This window comes from Hymenobacter aranciens, assembly GCF_030580865.1.
Taxonomy (GTDB): Bacteria; Bacteroidota; Bacteroidia; order Cytophagales; family Hymenobacteraceae; genus Hymenobacter; species Hymenobacter aranciens.
The window spans coordinates 92,124-111,995 of record NZ_JAUQSY010000019.1 but is presented as its reverse complement, the minus strand read 5'-3'; the positions used below and the strand labels follow the sequence as shown (position 1 = coordinate 111,995).

Annotated in this window: 14 protein-coding genes; 5 read left to right on the top strand and 9 right to left on the bottom strand. The window is 62.6% G+C overall.

Translation table 11 applies throughout. The features are described from left to right. Window positions 1-44 precede the first annotated feature (44 nt). Together Q5H93_RS22000 and Q5H93_RS21995 are read right to left on the bottom strand one after the other, a co-directional pair. On the bottom strand, window positions 45-851 hold the full coding sequence (locus Q5H93_RS22000) for an enoyl-CoA hydratase/isomerase family protein (RefSeq protein WP_305008861.1): 807 nt from the start codon (window positions 849-851) through the stop codon (window positions 45-47). A gap of 73 nt (window positions 852-924) precedes the next feature. Further along, window positions 925-3,315, bottom strand: a complete 2,391-nt coding sequence (locus Q5H93_RS21995) for a ComEC/Rec2 family competence protein (RefSeq protein WP_305008860.1) — start codon at window positions 3,313-3,315, stop codon at window positions 925-927. Window positions 3,316-3,523: 208 nt separating this feature from the next. Between Q5H93_RS21995 and Q5H93_RS21990 the strand changes: the two genes are divergently transcribed. Further along, complete coding sequence (locus Q5H93_RS21990; RefSeq protein WP_305008859.1) at window positions 3,524-4,459, top strand: phytanoyl-CoA dioxygenase family protein; 936 nt, start codon at window positions 3,524-3,526, stop codon at window positions 4,457-4,459. Between the two features lie 3 nt (window positions 4,460-4,462). On the opposite strand, the gene Q5H93_RS21985 is transcribed toward Q5H93_RS21990, so the two are convergent. The 4 genes from Q5H93_RS21985 to Q5H93_RS21970 form a co-directional block, all read right to left on the bottom strand. Further along, the gene (locus tag Q5H93_RS21985; protein ID WP_305008858.1) at window positions 4,463-4,894 is read right to left on the bottom strand and encodes a GNAT family N-acetyltransferase; all 432 of its coding nucleotides are present in this window, start codon (window positions 4,892-4,894) and stop codon (window positions 4,463-4,465) included. Window positions 4,895-4,970: 76 nt separating this feature from the next. Continuing rightward, on the bottom strand, window positions 4,971-5,300 hold the full coding sequence (locus Q5H93_RS21980) for an SMR family transporter (protein ID WP_305008857.1): 330 nt from the start codon (window positions 5,298-5,300) through the stop codon (window positions 4,971-4,973). Window positions 5,301-5,317: 17 nt separating this feature from the next. Then, entirely contained in the window at window positions 5,318-6,448 is a 1,131-nt protein-coding gene (locus Q5H93_RS21975) for a hypothetical protein (protein ID WP_305008856.1), read from the bottom strand. Between the two features lie 30 nt (window positions 6,449-6,478). Next, window positions 6,479-9,718: a tail fiber domain-containing protein gene (locus tag Q5H93_RS21970; RefSeq protein ID WP_305008855.1), complete on the bottom strand. Its 3,240-nt coding sequence runs from the start codon at window positions 9,716-9,718 to the stop codon at window positions 6,479-6,481. Between the two features lie 140 nt (window positions 9,719-9,858). Here Q5H93_RS21970 and Q5H93_RS21965 point away from each other — a divergent pair, with 140 nt between their 5' ends. From Q5H93_RS21965 to Q5H93_RS21950, 4 genes are all read left to right on the top strand, one after another. After that, window positions 9,859-11,859: a sensor histidine kinase gene (locus tag Q5H93_RS21965; protein ID WP_305008854.1), complete on the top strand. Its 2,001-nt coding sequence runs from the start codon at window positions 9,859-9,861 to the stop codon at window positions 11,857-11,859. Between the two features lie 101 nt (window positions 11,860-11,960). Further along, window positions 11,961-12,728 carry a LytR/AlgR family response regulator transcription factor gene (locus tag Q5H93_RS21960; protein WP_305008853.1) on the top strand — a complete coding sequence of 256 codons (768 nt, stop codon included), beginning with the start codon at window positions 11,961-11,963 and terminating at the stop codon, window positions 12,726-12,728. A gap of 220 nt (window positions 12,729-12,948) precedes the next feature. Next, window positions 12,949-13,872 (top strand): pirin family protein, encoded by a 924-nt coding sequence (locus Q5H93_RS21955; RefSeq protein WP_305008852.1) that lies wholly within the window; start codon window positions 12,949-12,951, stop codon window positions 13,870-13,872. 239 nt (window positions 13,873-14,111) lie between these two features. Further along, entirely contained in the window at window positions 14,112-15,275 is a 1,164-nt protein-coding gene (locus Q5H93_RS21950; RefSeq protein WP_305008851.1) for a T9SS type A sorting domain-containing protein, read from the top strand. Between the two features lie 72 nt (window positions 15,276-15,347). Here Q5H93_RS21950 and Q5H93_RS21945 read toward each other — a convergent pair whose 3' ends face one another. The 3 genes from Q5H93_RS21945 to carB are packed head-to-tail and all read right to left on the bottom strand — an operon-like array spanning window position 15,348 to window position 19,857. Then, complete coding sequence (locus tag Q5H93_RS21945; RefSeq protein WP_305008850.1) at window positions 15,348-16,292, bottom strand: Rossmann-fold NAD(P)-binding domain-containing protein; 945 nt, start codon at window positions 16,290-16,292, stop codon at window positions 15,348-15,350. Between the two features lie 45 nt (window positions 16,293-16,337). Then, a complete protein-coding gene (locus Q5H93_RS21940) occupies window positions 16,338-16,607 on the bottom strand; it encodes a hypothetical protein (protein WP_305008849.1) in 270 nt (89 codons plus the stop codon). 19 nt (window positions 16,608-16,626) lie between these two features. Then, the gene (carB, locus tag Q5H93_RS21935) at window positions 16,627-19,857 is read right to left on the bottom strand and encodes a carbamoyl-phosphate synthase (glutamine-hydrolyzing) large subunit (RefSeq protein WP_305008848.1); all 3,231 of its coding nucleotides are present in this window, start codon (window positions 19,855-19,857) and stop codon (window positions 16,627-16,629) included. Window positions 19,858-19,872 lie beyond the last annotated feature (15 nt).

Sequence of the window (19,872 nt, the reverse complement as noted above, 5' to 3'; positions counted from 1 at the left end):
CTGCGGCGCTCAGGATGACGTTCTTTTTTAACGCACTAACTGCGTTACCAGCTAATCTTCTCCTTGTTCAAAAACGCGCTGATGCCCCGGCGGCAATCTTCCGAGCCGCGGGCTTCGGCGTTGCTTTGGGCGGCGTAGCGGAGGCCGTCTTCGAGGGGCATTTCGGGCAGGCGGGCCAGCATTTCCTTAGTCACCTCCATGCTCTGGCCCGAGTTTTCGCGGCAGAGGCGTTCGGCGTAAGCCTGCACGGTGGCGGCCAGCCCCTCCTTGGTACTGAGGAAAGTGATGAGGCCCATGTCGAGGGCGGTTTGGGCGGGCACCACGTCGCCGCTGAGCAGCAGCTGCTTGGTGCGGGCCTCCCCTATCTTGCGGATGAGGAACACGCTGACGATGGCCGGCAGGAAGCCGATTTTCACTTCGGTGTAGCCGAATTTGGCCTCGGGCACGGCGAAAGAGATGTCGCAGATGGCGGCCAGGCCGCAGCCGCCCGCCAGGGCGTGGCCCTGCACCTGGCCGATGACGACTTTTTTGAGGGTATAAATCTGGTGGAAGAGCTGCATGAGGTGCGTCGAGTCCTCCAGGTTGTCGGTGTAGCCAAAGTTTTGCAGCTCCTGGATGTAACCCAGGTCGGCGCCGGCGCAGAATACGTCGCCCGCGGCGCGCAGCACGATGACTTTGCAGTTGGCGTCGTTTTCGGCGTATTCGAAGGCCTGTTTCAGTTCCGTTACCACGTCGGCATTCAGGGCGTTGCGCTTGTCGGGGCGGTTGAGGGTGACGTAGCCGACGCGGTTTTCGCAGGCGTATCGGATGTAGCGCAGGGCTTCGAGTTCGGGAGTCAGCAGGTTTTCCATAGAAGCAGAAACGGACGGATGGTAAGGAAATGATGCCCGCCGGGGGAAAATGGTGGCATCGGAGCGTAGGCAATTAACGCAAATTTGCGGCCGGCGGACTGATTTGTTCGCCCGACGCCGCTGCCGCATCGTCCAACGCTCGGCCAGACGCGGCCAAGGCGCCCTGCTGCCCTATTCGGTCTGATTCGTGGTCGGGGTTGCCCGGCCGCAGCCGGAAGGCCCCGCGCTCGGTCACGTCCCAGGTGCGTAACCCGTTCGCCTTCAATGCCGAATCGAGCCGGGCCACGTACCAGATTTTGCAAGACGAGTCAAATACCACGCGCACCCGCGGCCCAAATACGGCCGCAATGGTTTCGGGCTTAACGCGGGCGTTGCGGCGCAGCACCAGCACATCGAGCGGCGTGGGCTGCGTGGCCGAGGAAATACTATTCGAAACGAAGCCGAGGCGCAGGCCGCGCCACTGCGCCAGCACCACCGGGCCGGGCTTTTGCCAGAGCTTTTCATTCGCACTGTCGGCATCGGCGAGGCGGCGCACGGGCACGGTGCAGCCCAGCCAGCCGGGGCAGTAGCGCGTGCGTCGCGCCTGCCGCTGAATGATGCCCGGCAGCAGGCGGTAAGTGCGCTCGGTTTCGTTGAGCGGGATGCTGTCAGGCGTAATAAACTCGGCCGCCGCGCCCTGCCAGAAGCCGATGGCCGAGCGGCGCGGGATGCTGTACACGATGAATTCTTCTTCTTTAGCTACTTGCCGGGCCTCCAGCACCCGGCTGCCGCCGTAGCAGGCTGCCAGCACCGTCAGCCAGCGCATCCAGGCCAGGCGCTTGGTACCGGTCCACACCAGAAAGGTGCCGATGAGGCCGAAAATCAGCGCTGTTTGCAGGGCCGAGACGTGGATTTCGCGGATTACCCAGCTGTCGAACGTGCTGCTTATCCAGAAAATGACGGAGTTGAAACACCAGACCATCCATTCAAAAAGCCAGGCAATGGCGCGCGGCAGCCAGTCGAGCACCGCTCCTACAGCGGCGGGCAGCAGTGTGGCCACCGCCGTAGTTAGCCCCCAGGCTAGCAACAGCACTAGCCCTACGTACACAGCAATGGTAGAGATGGGTACGGCAATGAGGTTGGCAAACAAAAAGCTCAGCGGAAACTGGTGGAAGTAGTACAAGCTGAGCGAGCAAGTGGCCACCTGTGCCGCCAGCGACAGCGCTGTGGCCTGCCACACGAAGTCCCATAACCAGCCATTGGCCCGCCACCACCACTGCAGCGGCCGGGGCTGCCAGGGCCGCCGCCGCGCCCCGAACCACGCCTTTACGTTCAGCCAGGCCACGATTTTGGGTTGCAGATACACGATGCTCAACACGGCCAGAAACGAGAGCTGAAAGCCTACGTCAGTGAGGTAGAACGGATTCCACAGCAGGAGCAGGAACGCCGCGCAGGCCAGGGTGTTGAAGATGTTGGTTTGCCGCTCGCTCATCTGCCCAAAGGTGATGAGCGTGAACATGACCGTGGCCCGCATCACCGAGGCCGACAGGCCCGTGAGCACCGCGTAGCTCCAGATGACGGCTAGACCCAGCAGTGGGCCCCAGCGGTGAAAGTTGCGCGCGCGGCCAAACAGCCGCTGCAGCAGCCAGGTCATGGCCGTGAAGAGTAGCCCCACCTGCAGCCCCGACACGGCCATGATATGCGTGGTGCCGGTGGCAGTGTAGGCCTGCTTGGTTTCGTGGTCCACTTCATCCTGCTTGCCCAGTACCAGCGCCGAGGCAATGGCATACTCCCGCTGCTCCCTGATGTAGTGGCGAAAAACCCCATCGAGCACCGCCGAGCTGCGCATACCAATGGCGATGAACACATTGTTTGGCGCCACGCCCAGAATGTGGTACTGGTCGGGGTGCACGTATTGCTGGTGGTACACCTGTCGGTACTCGAGGTAGCGCCGGTAGTCAAACTCGCCCGGGTTGAGGGGCGGCTTGCTGGGGTCGGGGTGACCACGAATCAGCCAGATTTGGCCGTAGCGCGGCTCGGCCACGCCCGAGTCGCGCGGCAGGGAAATGCGCACCTTGCCGGTGGCGGAGTGCCAACGGCCGGCCACGCGCACCTGTTCCACATCTATCGTGGTGGCGAAGGTCTTGGCGCGCACTACGGTGGCCTCGTCCACCACGGCTTTATAGGCCTCTATTCTAGTCCCGTAGCGGAACAGATGGTCGGCGCGCCGGGCCGCAATGCTGCGCTGGGTGATGGCCGCGCCCAGCACCACCAACAGGAGCAGCGTGCCCACGCCCACAAGGTCGGCATAGGCGGGCCGGCTCTGCCGGGCAGCCCACCATAGCAAGGGGACGGCCAGCAGGGCAAACAAGGCGGCGTAGGGCCAGATATCCGGCCAGGCGTCACCCCAATAGAGGTAGGTGACGATGCCCCCAATGAGCGCCGAAGTATAGCGCACGAAGGGGTAAGTTGCCCAGGTAATCATCTGGCAACGGGGTAGAAGGTGAAACGCTTTGGAAAGGAAGCTATTTCTAGGCCCGGAAGATAGGAGGATTTTTTTGGATTGAGCGGTTTAGGATTTCTTAAATTCTACTGTGGCCTCCCGCAGAAGGCGCAGTGTTGGCGCAGAGGGCGCAGCATGTTCTTTCTTAGGGAGGCCCTAACTTCGTAGTTATTCCTCGTTTACACTGCCGATGAGCTTTCTCCGCCGCCTCAAGCCCGCCTACGCCCTCTACAACATTTTCCAGCGTCGCCGCCTGATTCACAATGCGGTATTATACAAAAAACTAGGACTGAACAAGTCGTATTTCTCCCCCATTTCGAGCCGCGACTTCCGGAACCTGCCGGCCACGCCCGCCGGCAACGTCCCGGCACTGCCCGCCCGCCTGGTGCAAAGCGAGGCCTTTGCTGTGCTGCCCGCGGCGGCCCAGACTAGTTTGCTGGCGTTTGAGGATAATGGCTTTGCGGTGCTGCCGGGCTTTTTCCCGGCCGAGCGGGTGGCGGCAATGAATGCGGAAGTGGAGCGGCTGCTGAGCTCGGGCGAGGTGAAGTTTAAGTACCGCAACAAGCTGATGTTTGCTTTCCGGCATTCGGAAACGTTGCGGCAGGCGGCGCAGGACCCGCAGCTGCTAGAGTTGCTGTCGGCGCTGCTGGGGCACGAGGCGCGGCTGTTTCAGAGCATCAATTTCCTGAGCGGCAGCGAGCAGCACACGCATTCCGACAGCATTCACATGAGCACCTACCCGCTGGGCGGCCTCATCGCCGCCTGGGTGGCGCTGGATGATATTACATTGGAAAACGGGCCGTTGCACTACTTCCCCGGCAGCCACCAGCTGCCCTACTACCTCAATGCCGACTACGACAACGAGGGCAACGCTCTGCTCATCGGGGCCAAGGATTATTCAGAATACGAAGCCTTTATCGAGTCGCGGGTGCAGGCGCTAGGCTTGCAGAAGCAGATTTTCCTGGCCCGCAAGGGCGACATCTTCATCTGGCACGCCAACCTGCTGCACGGCGGCGAGGCGCACACCAACAAGGCTCTGACGCGCAAAAGCATGGTGCTGCACTACTTCAGCCCCGACCACATTTGCTACCACGAGGTGACGCAGCGACCGGCGCTACTGGGGTAATCGTTACCCCAGCACCATCTTGTAGTGCTGGATATCAGCCTCCACGAACATCTCCCCCACCTTGTGAAAACCGTGGCGCTCGTAGAAGCGCACGGCGCCTACCTGGGCATTCAGGTACACCGGCGCGGCCGGAAACTCTTGGAGCACATCGCGGAGCACGGCTTGCAGCAGGGCGGCTCCCACCTGTTGGTTGCGGTGCTCGGGCAGCACGGCGAAGCGCTCCAACTTGATGCCTTTGTCGGTTTCGCGCCAGCGGGCGGCCCCGGCGGGGGTGCCGTCGGCGAGGCGGGCGAGGTAGTGGCGGGCGTCGCGGCGGTCGTGCTCGTCGTATTCGAGGTCGAGGGGTACGCCTTGCTCGCCCACGAACACTTGCTCGCGGATGGTGAAGGCGGCGTCGAGGTCGCGCAGGTCGGTAACGCGGTGGGCAGTGGTCATGGTGCAAAGAAAACGCCCACGCGGGGCACAGGCGGAATTGTCCGGCCAGTGCCCCGCGTGGGCGGTCGGAATTCGGCTACTTGCTCACGCCCGTGAGGTGCAGGCCAGCCAGCCCAAACAGCACCAGTGCCAGGCAGCAGTATTGAAACATGCTGTACCGCTCGCCAAACCAATAGTAACCGATGGCCGCAATGAGCACGCTGCTCACCCCGGCAAAGGTGGTATTGGCAATGGTGACGTCCATATATTTCAGGGTGTACGACAGCGACACCAGGCCCATATTCAGCAGCAGCAGGCCCAAGGCCAGAAACCGCAGGTGGGTGGTGCCCTCGGCTTTGTTGAGGAAGGCAATACCCAGCGAGTCAAACACAATGGTCAGGGCCAGGTACAAATAGCGGAACTGCACGCGGAAAAGCTGAAAGGTTAAAAATAGCTTTGCAAGGTACCGCGGCGGCGCACGTCGAGCGTGGCGCAGTGGAAGGCGCCCATGAAGGGGAAATAGGCATCGAAGGAACAGGGAATGGGCTTGAAGCCCCAGTCCTTGAGGGCTTTGATAAGCGGCGTCTGGCCTTTTTCCACAATCACGCGCTCCTCGTCCAGCATCAGCACGTTGATGCTAATCCACTCGCTCACTACGCCGAGCGGGTCCTTGTTGGGCAGCGGGCGCGGGGCTTCCAGGATGTCCCAGCTTTTGAGGATGGGCGGCAATTTGTCCACGTCAATCCAGTCGGGGTTGATGAGGAGCTTGCCGGGGGCCAGGGGCATGAAGGTGGTGTCGATGTGGATGGCCTCGGGCGAGCGGTTCTGGATTTCGTGCACGCGGTAGCCGTCGCCGAGATGGCGCTGCAGCCAGAGCAGGCCGGCGCGGTTGGTCACGTTGCTGATTTGCATGAAGATGTCGCGGCCGCAGCGCACGCAGTCGGCGCCGTCGAACACGGGCTCAAACTCGGTGACGAGGTAGCGCATGGCTTCGTCGTCGGTGGGCACGGTGTAGTTGGCATCATACAGCGCATCAAGCAGCTGCGGCTTGGGCGCGGCCGACCATTTGGCGCCGCCGTGGAAGTATTCCTTGAACAGCGTGCGGTACGGGAAGGCCTCGAAGTAGCGGGCGCGGTCGGCCATCGGCGTTTCGATGATTTCGTTGCCGATGACCAAGAAGGGGTCGCGCGGGTTGGCGGCGCAGAAGCCCGACGACATCTGCCAGTCGGGCGTGGCGAAGGGCCGCGGGAAATTACCCCGGTCGACGTGCCGCACGCGCACGCCTTCGGTTTCGAGGATATGAATGAACTCGGCGCGGTCTTTCATCGCGGCCTTCACCATTTCAATCGGGTACGGGATGCCGCTGCCGCCGATTTTGCGCTCGATTTCCTTCCACTCGCCGGGCGGCACGGTCACTTCGTTGATGGTGGCCCAGTCGGGAAACATGGCGGCTTCGAGGCTGCCGACGATGACTTCCTCCAGCGGGTCCCACTCGTTGTGGGAGTTTACGGGGCAATTGAGGGTGGTGAGGGTATCGGCGGTAGCGGGGGCTGCCAGGATGTTAAATTCTTGCATACAGCGGGGAGGGTGGGAAGTAAGGATGCATTAACGGGTGGCTTCGGCTTTGGTGCCGAGCAGGTTTTCCAGGGCCTTGAGGCGTTCGGCCAGGCTGGCGGTTTCGGCCGTGGCCTGGGTTTGGAGGGTTTGCAGGGCGGCCTGCTGCTCGTCGAGGCGGCAGGTTTGCTGCTGGGTTTGCTGGCGCAGGGCGGCGTTTTGCTGTTCGAGCGCAGCTACTTTGCGGGCCAGCTCCTGGGTAGCGCTCACGTTGAGCATGGCCAGGGCCTCGTAGTCCACAGTGCGCACGTCGGCGTGCTCCAGGCCGAAGACGAATACCTTTTGGCTGGCCAGTTCCTTAGCGCCACGCACTACCAGCGTGCTAGCACTGGCGGCGCGGGCCACGATGGCTGTCAGCTCTTTCTGCTCGCCGATTAGCTTCACGCGCTGGCCCGCTTTCGCGGCTTCCGGCAGCGCATTAGGCAGCATCAGCACCAGCAGCGAGTCGCCTTCGCTCCGCACCTCTGAGGCCACGGCGTATACATCGGGCAGGAAACCGACGTGCTGGCTCACGGCCTGCGGGAAAATTTCTTCCACTTCCTGGGCAATGACTTTTTTGAACTGCCGGGCGCCGTACTGCGCCCGGTCGCGCATAGTGTAGTCGGTGATGCGAATTTTCTGGAGCAAGGCCAGGTCGGCAGCGCGGTCGCTGAGGCCGATGACGGTTTTGAGGCGGCGGTCGGAGGTGGCGTTGAACTCGGTGGCCAGCACCCGGCCGGTGGCGCGGATGCTCACCGGGCCGGTGTTGTTGGTGGCGTAGTTGACCTGACCGCCGCCGTTGAGGTAGCCATAGTTATAGTTGCCAGGCGTGACGACGCGCTGCACATCCAGCGGAAAACTGGGTGCGGTGGTACCAATACCTACATTGGTACCGCTGAAGGTCATATAATTGGTACCACTAAAGCCTGGGCCGTCGTTGAGTTTGAGCTTGTAGTTGTCGCCGGCATCCAGCCCAAAGGAGGCCCAGGCGTTGCCGGGCGAATGCACCACCAGATAGGGGCTGGCTTGGCGAATTTCCAGCGGGCCGTTGGGCAGGGCCGCATTGCTGAAACCCGTACCGATGCCGAGGCGGCCATCTTTAAGTATCATCTGCTGGCTACCACCACCGGCGTCGAACTGGTTGTCGCTGTGCGCGCCGCCGACGTACCAGGCAAAGGCTTCGCCAGAGCGGAAGTATTGCGTCCCCGTTTGAATGCCAATGCCATAATTCGTATTCCACAGTCCAATCATCTGTCGGGTAGCGGCGCCAAAGCTCAGGTTGCCCCGTACCAGCTCGCTGCCGTTCACGTCGAGCAGGGCTGCCGGGCTGGTGGTGCCAATGCCCACCCCGCCCGCACCTTTGGGCATCAGGTTTAGGCTCTGGTCGGCGTTGGAACCGGCCGCGTAGAGGGAATTATAGCCGATGCCCACGCCTTGCGTGCCGTTATAGTGGCGAAATTCCGCGCCGCCGGCGGCTTCATTGAAGTCGCCGGTCACGTACAGCGGGCGGCCCGAGGCGTGAGCGCCGATGCGGCCGGCAGTAGTTTGCACGTCGAGGCGGTTCTGGGGCAGGGCGTTGCCCGTGCCGATGCCCACCGAACCATTGGCTTCGATGCTCACGGTGGGCGTGGTGCCCGCGTCGTCGTCGGCATAAAAGCGTATGGGGGCGTTGTTGGTGACTAGGCGCAGGTAGGCCCCGTTCTGGCGCGAGTACAGGCCCAGGTCGGAGGTGCTGGTGATAGGCGCGCCGGCACGCTGAATGACGCCCGGCAGCAGCAGGCCGCCCGTACTGCTCAGGCCCAGGCCAGTGCTGCCGCCGTTGCCCACGAGTTGGTAAGTGCCGAGGTTGAGGTTTTGGGTGGCCGTGTGGTTGCCCAGGTTGTCGGCGCCGTTGGGTAGAGTAATGCTATTGCCACCGCTGATGCTCAGGCCCTGGCCACTTAGGCTCAGCGTCTGCGCGTCGGTGGGCAGAGCTTGAGCCACCAGGGTGCCACTGGCGTCGGTAGTCACCATGCGGGTGCCGGTGCCAGCCAGCCCGTCGATGCGGGCCGCGCCGGCTACGTGCAGCTTGGCCTGCGGGCTGCTGGTGCCCACCCCCAACCGGGTACCGGCATTGTCCCAGTACAGTTGCCCGGTGTTACCGGCCAGTTTCGCTCCGTCGCTGAAGATAACGCCGCCCGCCGCCTGCGAGGTGGTGGTATTATTGAGACTAATAGCGGGGGCTTCGGGCTGGAAGCTGAACGTGAGGCGGGCATAGCCGGCCCCGTTCTGGTAGCCCTGGGTGTGACTCACGTTAGTGGCCAGCGTCGGGTCGGTGTACGACGAGCCGCCGCCCGCGCCGGCGTTGCCGTGGCTCATGCCCCCGCCGTAATAGCCGCCCCCGCCGCCGGCAGCACCCCAACTGGTGCCGCCGGTCAGGCCGGCAGCTACGCCTGGGCCCGCCGGGCTCGAGCCGCAGTAGCAATACTGCTGCGGCGTGCCGCCATTCGTGCCGCCGGCCGTTTGGGTACCGCCGGTGGCGGGCACGCCCGTCGGGTTGCCCGCCGTGGGCACCAGCCCGTCGCCACCGGCGAGCCCCCCGCCGGGACCGCCCCGGGCGTAGTAGCCCGAGCCGCCGCCGCCGCCGGCCACCAGCACCCGGTTGGTCAGGGCCGTGCCGCCAATGCGGATGTCGGTGGCCCCACCGCCCGGTTCGCTACCGCGCCCCCCGCCGTTGTAGCCGCCGTCCTGGTAAAGCGTACTAGGATTGTAGCCCCGGTCGCCGCCTACTTCAATGGTCAGTACCTGGCCCGGCGTCACCGCCAGCGTGGCCTGGACGCGGCCACCCCGACCGCCCCGGTAGCAGTTGCTGCAATTGTCGATGGTGCGGCCCCGGGCCCCGGCCATGTCTACCTGCACGCTGGTTACGTTCGGCGGCACGGTCCAGGTCTGGGTGGTGCCGGTGAAGTTGAAAGTTACCGTTTGCGGACCGCTGGCTGGCAGGCTCTGCACGGGCTCGGCCCAGTAGAAGCCGTTCCAGGTGTTGAGCTTGCCCGCATCGGTATTATAGATGGTGAGGCCCGCTGCCGGGCTGGTGATGGCGTCGCGCTGCACGCTGGTTAGGCGCGGCGGCAGCAGACCCTTGTTAGTGGCCTTCACATCAAGTGCGGCCGAGGCATCGGGCGTAGGGGTGCCAATGCCTACCTGCGCTCTGGCCGCGGGGGCGACCAGCAGGCTCAGGCTCAGCAGGGCCAAGCGAAGGGTGGTTTTCATAAGCAGTAAGTGATAAGCACGTTGGAATCTGCTCAAAACTATCTGGGCTAGCAATACCATGGCAGAAAAAGCGTATGAACGGCGCGCTTTTGTGCATCAAGGGCAGCCGACGCGGCATGAGCGGCAGGGCAATGCTGCCTATGCTTACCCCATCCGCAGCCGCCGCTGCATTGCCCAAACAGCTGCAAATAGCGCTGGCAGCATCCCTGCTGCCCTCGTATCTTAGCCAGATGAATCTGCCTGTGGGCCGGTGGCTACCGGCAGTTTTACTTTGGTTGCTGTTGGGCTCGGCCCGGGCGCAGCCGGGAGGGGTGGTCGACAGCCTGCGCCAGCGCCTGGCCACCGCCCCGCCCGATACCAGCCGCGTGCTGCTGCTCGACGAACTGTGCTGGCAATTAAGCAGCTCCGACCTCAAGCAGGCCGCCGCCTACGGCCGCCAGGGGCTGGCCCTGGCCCGCCAGCTGCGCTACCGCACCGGCGAAATGAAGTGCCTCACCGACCTCGGCAACTGTGCCACCTACGCCAGCGACCACGCGGCCGGCACCCGCTACTTCCTGCAAGCCCTCAGTTTGGCCCAACAGGAACCTCAGCGACTCGATATCATGGGGTTTGCCTACAACGGTCTGGCCAATCTTAACGTGGACCAACTGGAATTTGCCGAGGCCCAGCGCAACCTCGAAAAGGCCCTGGCGCTCACCCAACGCACTCGCTCGGCCGCCGACCGCGCCCTGTTTGGCGGCAATCTGGCCAACGTGCTGCGCAACCGCAAGCAGTTTGCGGCGGCCGAGGTGCAGTTTCGGCAGGCCCTGCACCTCTACGACTCGCTGGGCAACCAGCTGGGCCGCGCCAGCTGCCTCACCAACATGGCCCAGATGGCCTACGACCAAATGCAGTTGCCTAAGGCGCGTAGCGCGGCTCAACGGGCCATTGCTGCCAGCCTTGTCATTGGTAATGACTACTATCTTGGTGTGAACAACGAGCTATTGGGCAATGTCGAGCGGATAGCCAGCAACCTGGCTGCGGCCGAAACTTATACCCGCCGCGGGCTCTTGTATGCGCAACGCACTGGCAACGCCGAAGTGGTAGCCAACTGCTACCACACCCTGGCAATGATTGAGGAGCAGCGCGGCAATTTCCGGCAGGCTTACGACTGGCAGCGCCACTACCAAACCGCCCACGACAGCCTGATAAACACCGGCAAAAATGCCGAAATCGCCAACCTGCGCGTGCAGTTCGACACCGAGCAGAAGGAAAGCCGCATCCGCGAGCTTACGCAGCAGGGCCAGGTGCAGCAGCTGCGGGCCGAGCGCCAGCAAAGCCGTTTCTACACCCTGCTGCTGGTGCTGCTGGGCGCGGCGGCCACGCTGGCCGCCGTCATCGGCCTCTATATCAAGCTGCGCCACAACCGGGCCGAGCTGCACGAGAAAAACCTAGCCCTCGAAGCCAGCACCCGCAGCAAAGACCGGCTTTATGCGCTCATTGCCCACGACTTACGCAGCCCCGTCATTTCCTTTGCCGGGGCGGCCGAGCTCATGGCCCACCACCTGCGCCGCGGCGCCGCCGACCAGGTGCAGCGCCTCACCGAGCACGTTCGCCAGTCGGCCCAAACCCTGCACCACCTGCTCGATAACCTGCTGGGCTGGGCCGTGGCCCAAACCGGCGAGCTCAGTTGCCGCCCCGAGCCGCTGCCCGCCGCCACCCTGCTCCGCGAATGCCTCGACCTCTACCAGCCCGCCGCCGAGGCCGCCGACGTGCAGCTGCACCTCACAGCCCCCGAGAAACTAGTGCTACACGCCGACCACAATATGGCCCACCTCATCCTGCGCAATCTCGTCGGCAACGCCTTGGAAGCCACGCCCCGGGGCGGCCATGTCAGCCTCAGCGCTACGCCCGTGCCGCACGCCCCCGGCTGGCTGCGCCTAGCCGTGACGGACACCGGCCCCGGCATGGCCCCCGCCCAGCTGGAAGCCCTACTGGCCCCCGACCGCCAGCCCCACGCGCCCGGCCGCCAGCGCGGCGGCGCGGGCCTGGGCCTGCTGCTCTGCCGCGCCTTCGCCGAGCGCCACGGCGGCCAGTTTGGCATCGATAGCGCCCCCGGCCAGGGCAGCACCGCCTGGGTGACGCTGCCGGCGCAGCAATGAGCAATGGGTACCTTTGCTTGCGTCTTGGTGTTGGCCTGCTCACAAAAAAGTGTTTCCGGCCAGCTGCTCATTGTTAATTGTCAATTGCTAATTGCGAAAATATGAGTCCAGTAAGAGTATTATTGGTTGAAGATGAGGTCGTTTTCAGCGAATTGCTGACCATGCATCTAGAGGACCTCGGCTACGAGGTGCTGGGCCCCTACCCCACCGCCGCCGAGGCGCAGCCGGTTTTCCATGCCCAGCAGCCTGATTTGTTATTATTCGACGTGGGCCTGCGCGGCGAAATCGATGGTATCGAACTGGCGCGCGAGCTACTAGCTGCGCAACCCACGCCGCTCATATTCATCACCGCCTTCACCGACCGCGAAACCTTCGACCGCGCCCGCACCGTGGCGCCTTCAGCCTACCTCAATAAGCCTTTCACCGCCCTCAGTGTGCAAAGCGCCGTGGAGCTGGCCCTGCAAAACTTCGTGCGCCCCGATGCCGCGGCGGAGCCTGACGATGAGCCCATTACCCACTGGGCCACCGACATGCTGGTGCGCGACGCCTTCTTCCTGAAAGAGCGCAACATGCTGGTGAAAGTGCGCCAGCAAGACGTACTCTGGATTGAGGCCGACGGCCGCTACAGCATGCTCGTGCGCGCCGGCGGCCGCAAGCACGCCTTGCGCATCACCCTGCGCGACCTGGCCGCCAGCCTGCCCCCAAGCTCCTTCGTGCAGGTCCACCGCTCGGTCATCATCAACGCCGACCACCTCGAACAAGTTGACCCCGTGGATGGTACCGTGACCGTCAGTGGCCACGCCCTGCCATTGGGCCGTTCGTATAAGGACCTGCTGCTGCGCCGCCTGCAGCAGGTAGGCGAAGGCTGAGTTTGACGGCAAGAACAAACTCCCCTCCTTTCCAAGGAGGGGATGTGAGCTGCGTTGAGCAGCGAACGGGGGTGGTTCGCCCGTCCGCGCCAATAGAACGACGCAGTAATTCTCTTGAAAGCCCAGGCGGCGCGACCGGGCCAACCACCCCCGTTTCAGCTACGCTGAAACATCCCCTCCTTTCCAAGGAGGGGAGTTTGACGTTCTAACATTCTTTCCCATGCTCGACCTCGTCATCGACGCCCGTGCCGCCGCCCTCTCCCCTGGTTTTGAGGTGCGCCGCATCCTGCCCTACCGCCTCAAGCGGATGCTCGGCCCGTTCATTTTCCTCGACCACGCCGGGCCGGTGAACGTGGCGCCGGAGTGCATGCCCGACCTCGACGTGCTGCCGCACCCGCACATCGGCCTGAGCACCGTGAGCTACCTGCTCGATGGCCAGGTGACGCACCGCGACAGCCTGGGCGTGGAGCAAATCATCCGTCCCGGCGAGGTAAACTGGATGACGGCGGGCTCCGGCATTGCTCATTCCGAGCGTTTTGAAGACCCCGCCCTACTGGCCGGCCACGCCCTCGAAATGCTGCAGACCTGGGTGGCCCTGCCCGAAAAAAATGAGGAAGACGCCCCCGCCTTCACCAATTACCAGCCCCACCAGCTCCCCGTTTTCACCGATACCGGCGTGTGGATGCGCCTCATCGCCGGCGATGCCTTCGGTTTAAAAAACGGCGTGCAAACTCACTCGCCACTGTTTTACCTGCACGTCGAGCTGCAGCCCGGCGGGCGCTTCGGTCTGCCGCGCGGCTACCCCGAGCGCGGCGCCTACGTGGCCAAGGGCCGCGTGGAGGTGAGTGGCCGCAGCTACGGCGCAGGCCAGCTGCTGGTGTTCACGGCCGGGGTCGACCCGGTTATCATTGCCCAGGAAACCAGTACGCTGATGCTGCTGGGCGGCGAGCCGTTGGGCGAGCGGTTCATCTGGTGGAACTTTGTGTCGTCGCGCCGCGAGCGTATCGAGCAAGCCAAGGCCGACTGGCAGGCGGGCCGTATCCTGTTGCCGCCCAACGACAATTCTGAGTTTGTGCCACTGCCGCAGGATAAGTCGCGCCCGGCGGGCACGGGTGGCAGCCCGGCCCCGCAGGCACTGTCGTAAGGTTGCTGGCCGGCTTTCTTAAGCTCACTGCCGAAACGACAAGCTGAATTCTGAGGCAGCAAGCTTGTATTTGTCGGGCTTTTCATAGCACTTTTTGCGCCGTTCATGCGCAAATTTTCGCATTTCATTACCCGGCATTTTCTAAACCGGCTTGGTAAGTGGACATTTGAAACGTGTTCTGGCAAACTGCCAGTGCCCGCCTAGCTTCAACTACTTTCTCAACCTTACTTTTTGCCGCCATGAAACACTTATTACTCCCCATCGCTGCCCTTACGCTAAGCAGCCTGGCCGCTCAGGCCCAGACGGCCATTACTCTCACACAAAGCAATTTTCCGGCTACCGCCACTGCTACCGACAGCTGGAACAACGCCCTGGCAACCAATGTGGCTGCCCCGGGCCTCGGCGCCAACCAGACCTGGAACTACGCCAGCCTGCAAGGCGTGGCGCCCGACGTGCGCAGCTACGCCGCCCCCGCCGCTGGCTCGCCCTTCCCCGCCGCCACCCGCACCGTCAACAGTTCGCTGACGCTGGGCGTCATCAACCTCAACCGCACTAGCTACCAACAGCTAAGCGCCAGCGGCCTTAGCAACCTGGGCCAGTCGAACCCCACCCAGCGCTACAGCCTGCAGCAGGTGACGGGTAGCAGCTCCGACTCACTCATCGTGCCGGCCCAATCTGCGACGGCCAATTACCAGATAGTCAGCTTTCCTTTCACCACCGGCTCGCGCCTACGCCAGACTTACCGCGTCGGCGTCATCGGCCGCGTGAAAGTGCCGGCCTTTTTCCTCAATAATGCGCCGATGCGCCTAGTTCAACGTATCGTGCGCGTCGACAGCGTGGCCGGTTGGGGCACCGTGCTGCTACCCGCTGCCAGTGGTGGCACCGCGAGCGTGCGCGCCCTGCTGGTGCGTCGCAAGTACGTGCAAACCGACAGTCTATACCTCAACGGCCAGCCCGCTCCCGCGGCCCTCGTGTCCGCCCTCAACCTGCAGCAGGGCCAGCAAACGGTGTACTACTCCGACTGGTTCTACCGCGAAAACTCGGGCCAGACGCTGCTGGAGCTTTACTATCCTAACGCCAGCTACCAGGCTCCCAATGAAATCTATTACTCTACTGAGGCTTCGCTGGTCAGTGCTACCCGCTCGGCCCTGACCCTCACCGGCATCAGCGCTTACCCCAACCCGTCGGCCAGCAATCAGCCGCTGCAGTTAGCCGCTCTCGATGGCCAACGCCAAACCGTTACGCTGACCGTGCGCGACGTACTAGGCCGCACCCTGGCTACTGGCACCGGCATCACCGGCCAGCCCACCAGCATCCTGAACGGCCTGCCCCACGGCAACTATCTGCTGGAAATCCGCACCGCCGACGGGCGCCAGGGCACCCAGCGCATCAGCGTCCAATAAGGCTGAATAAATCGCAAAAAAGCGGCTCGAAACCAGCTGGTTTCGGGCCGCTTTTTTGTGCCTGCGCTCCACTTATTTCAGCAGTTCGTGTAGCACCGTCTGCATCGAAAACGTGCGGTTGCCCGCCTCCTGAACGATGAGCGAACCGGGCGCATCGAGCACGGCGTCGGACACTTCCACGTTGCGGCGCACCGGCAGGCAGTGCAGAAATTTGGCGTTGTCAGTCAGCTCCATGTGCGCGGGCGTGAGCATCCAGGAGGGGTCGTTTTGCAGCACCTGACCGTAGTCCTGGTAGCTGCTCCAGTTCTTGGCCTGCACGTAGTCGGCGCCTTCGAGGGCCTTTTTCTGGTCGTATTCGATGCGGGCGCCCTTCGTGAATTTGGGGTCCAACTCGTAGCCCTCGGGGTGGGTGATGACGAAATCAACCCAGTCGATTTCCGAAAACCAGTCGGCGAAGGAGTTGGGCACGCACTGCGGCAGGGCGCGCACGTGCGGGGCCCAGGTCAGCACCACTTTCACGCGCTCCTTCTTCTTCGTCTCCGCCACCGTAATCAAATCGGCGAAGCTCTGCAGCGGGTGCAGCGTGGCGCTTTCGAGGCTGATGACGGGCACCGTGGCGTACTGCAAAATCTTGTTGAACACCACTTCGCCGTAGTCCTCAGCCTTGTCCTTGAGCGTCGGAAAGGTGCGCACGCCCAGCACGTCGCAGTATTGGCTCATCACCGCAATGGCATCCTTGATGTGCTCCTGGGTGCCGCCGTTCATCACCGCGCCGTCGGCCATTTCCAGGGTCCAGGAGTCGGCCCCGGCGTTGAGTACCCAGGCCTGCGCGCCCAGGTTATACGCCGCCTTCACCGAGCTCAGCCGCGTGCGCAAGCTGGGGTTGAAGAAGATAAGGCCCACGGTTTTGTTGCGCCCGATGTGCTGGTAGCCGTAGGGATTGGCCTTGATTTCGAGGGCTTGCTGGAGCAGGGCTTTATAGTCGCCGACGTCGGCGAAGGAGGTGAAGTTTTTCATTGAAAGTAGCGCGGACTTTGTGGTCCGCGATTGGATTGGTGTAGGCTACGATGTTGTCAGTTCTATTCCTTCATACCACGGAAACAGATGGTAGCCACAATGCTCCGTAAAAACTGCGACTTGCCGAAACTCTGGCGCTTCAATAGCAAAAGCATAATTGAATTCTACGTACGAATCATCTTCAAACCGAATTCGAACTATACCATCCGACACAAAATTCGAAGCACCAAGCTTACTATACTTTGTGTTTCCTTTGGCAATCAAATACTCCTGAAGCTTCAGTTTCCAGCGTTCCGGCAAATCTTCGTGGCGCATAATAATCAGGGTTCAAAAGTTACATCGCCCGATACTCACTCCAGCTCTTAATCTTCAAATCCTCCATCCGCAAGTTGCAGAATGCCTGCACGAACGCCGAGGCCAGTCGCGCATTAGTCAGCAGCGGGATGCCGAAGTCGATAGCGGTGCGGCGGATTTTGTAGTCGTTGTCGAGCTCGCCCTTCGAGAGGTTTTTAGGGATGTTGATGACGAGGTCGATTTTCTTCTCGCGCAGGTAGGTCAGCACGTTGGGTTCCTGGTGGTCGTCGGGCCAGAAGAGCAGGCTGCTGGGCACCCCGTTTTCGGCGAAGAAGCGGTGCGTGCCCTGGGTGGCGTAGATGAGGTAGCCGCGTTTCACCAGCAGTTCCACGGCCGAGAGCAGCGCCACCTTCGACTTGATGGGGCCGCCGGAAATAAGCACCGTTTTCGCCGGGATTTTGTAGCCCACGCTCAGCATCGATTTCAGCAGGGCTTCCTCGGCGGTGTCGCCCAGGCAGCCCACTTCGCCGGTGCTCACCATGTCCACGCGCAGCACCGGGTCGGCGCCGGGCAGGCGGGTGAAGGAGAACTGCGGGGCCTTCACGCCCACGAAGGGCAGGTCGTAGATGCGCTCGCTTTCGTCGCGGGCCACCGTCTTGCCCAGCAGCACCTGCGTGGCTTTGCGGACGAGGTTATTGCCCGAGATTTTCGACACAAAGGGGTAGCTGCGCGAGGCTCGGATATTGCACTCAATCACGCGGATGGCGCCGTCCTTTTCCAGGAACTGGATGTTGAACGGCCCGCTGATTTCGTAGCGCCGGGCTATTTTTTCGGCGATGATTTTGAGCTTGCGGATGGTGCCCACGTACACCTTCTGGGGCGGGTAATACATAGTAGCGTCGCCGGAATGCACCCCGGCAAACTCCACGTGCTCGGAAATGGCGTAGCTAACGATGTCGCCGTGGTCGGCCACCGCGTCCAGCTCGATTTCCTTGGCATCCTGAATGAATTCCGACACCACCACCGGATACTCAGCGCTCACTTCCTCGGCCGCTTTCAGGAACGCCTCCAGCTCAAAAGCATTGGATACTACGTTCATGGCCGCGCCCGACAGCACGTAGCTCGGCCGGATAAGCACCGGGTAGCCCACCTCGCTCACGAATTCGTGCATGGCCGCCAGCGAGGTCAGCTCGCGCCAGCGGGGCTGAGCAATACCCAGCTCATCCATAATGCTGCTGAATTTGTGGCGGTTCTCGGCCTCGTCGATGCGGGCCGGCGCGGTGCCCAGGATGGGCGCCTGCGCCTCGGCCAGCCGGGTGGCCAAGTTGTTCGGAATCTGCCCGCCGGTACTCAGAATCACGCCCTCGGGCTGCTCAAAGTCCAGAATATCCATCACCCGCTCGAAGCTCAGCTCCTCGAAGTACAGCCGGTCGCTGACGTCGTAGTCGGTCGAAACGGTTTCGGGGTTGTAGTTGATGATGATGGTTTTGTAGCCTTCCTCGGCGGCCGTCTGCACGGCCTGCACGCCGCACCAGTCGAACTCGACCGACGAACCGATGCGGTACACGCCCGAGCCCAGCACCACCACCGACTTGGCGGTTTCGGGCGCGAGGTCGTTTTCGGTGCCGTGGTAGGTGCTGTAGAGGTAGTTGGTTTTGGCCGGAAACTCGGCCGCCAGCGTGTCAATCTGTTTGATGACCGGCAGCACGCCCAGCGCCTTGCGGCGGGCCCGCACCAGCAGCTCGTCGGCCTTCACGTCGCCCTCGCCCAGTAGCTGCACGGCAATCTGCTGGTCGGAGAAGCCGGCCTTTTTGACCTCGCGCAGCAAGCTGGTTTCCAAACCGTCCAGGCCCGCGCCGCGCTGCGCCGCCAGCTGCTGGCCGAGCCGGAAAATGGTAAGCAAACGCTGCAAAAACCACAGGTCAATTCTCGTTAGCGCGTGGATTTGCTCAATGGTATAGCCCGCCTCAAACGCCAGATTAATGGCAAAAATCCGCTCCTCATTGGGCTCATTCAGCAGCTTGTCGATGGTGGCCACGTCCACGTTCTCGGGCCGGTTGGCTACGAAGCCGCGCTTGCCGGTGTCCAGCATCCGCAGGCCTTTCTGGATGGCTTCCTCGAAGGATTTGCCGATGGCCATGACCTCGCCTACACTTTTCATCGCGCTACCAATCTGCCGATTGACACCCGCAAACTTACCCAAATCCCAGCGCGGTAGCTTCACCACCACGTAGTCGAGCGCCGGCTCGAAAAAGGCCGAAGTCGTCTGCGTCACGCTGTTTTTCAGCTCGGCCAGCGAGTAGCCCAGGCTGAGCTTGGCCGCCACGAAGGCCAGCGGGTAGCCCGTCGCCTTCGAGGCCAGCGCCGAGGAGCGCGACAGCCGCGCATTCACCTCAATCACGCGGTAATCTTCCGAAACCGGGTCCAGCGCGTACTGAATGTTGCACTCGCCCACGATGCCCAGGTGGCGAATGGTCTTGATGCCGATGCTGCGCAGCTTGTGGTACTCGCGGTTGCTGAGCGTCTGCGACGGGGCCACCACGATGCTCTCGCCGGTGTGGATGCCGATGGGGTCGAAGTTTTCCATGTTGCAGACCGTGATGCAGTTGTCGTACTGGTCGCGCACTACTTCGTACTCCACTTCCTTCCAGCCCTTCAGCGATTCCTCCACCAGAATCTGGTCGGAAGTCGTGAAGGCTTTCACTGCCAGCGCCCGCAGTTCGTCCATGTTGTTGGCGAAGCCGCTGCCCAGCCCGCCCAGCGCAAACGCCGCCCGCACGATAATCGGAAAGCCTATTTTCTCCCCGGCGGCCAGCGCGTCGTCCAGCGTCGTCACCGCCACGCTGCGGGCCGACAGCACGCCAATCTGGTCGAGTTTATCCTTGAAAATATCCCGGTCCTCAGTATCGATGATGGCCTGCACCGGCGTACCCAACACCTGCACGCCATATTGCTCAAACACCCCCGCGCGATACAGCGCCACGGCGCAGTTCAGCGCCGTTTGCCCCCCGAAAGCTACCAGAATACCGTCAGGTTGCTCCTTTTTGATGACTTCCTCCACGAAGTAGGGCGTCACGGGCAGGAAATATACGTCATCGGCCATGCCCTCGGAGGTCTGGACGGTGGCGATGTTCGGGTTGATGAGGATGGTGCGGATACCTTCCTCTTTCAGCGCCTTGAGGGCCTGCGAGCCGGAATAATCGAACTCCCCGGCCTCGCCGATTTTGAGCGCGCCGGAACCAAGGATGAGGACTTTGTTGGGTTTGTTCATGGGCTGTAGAGACGC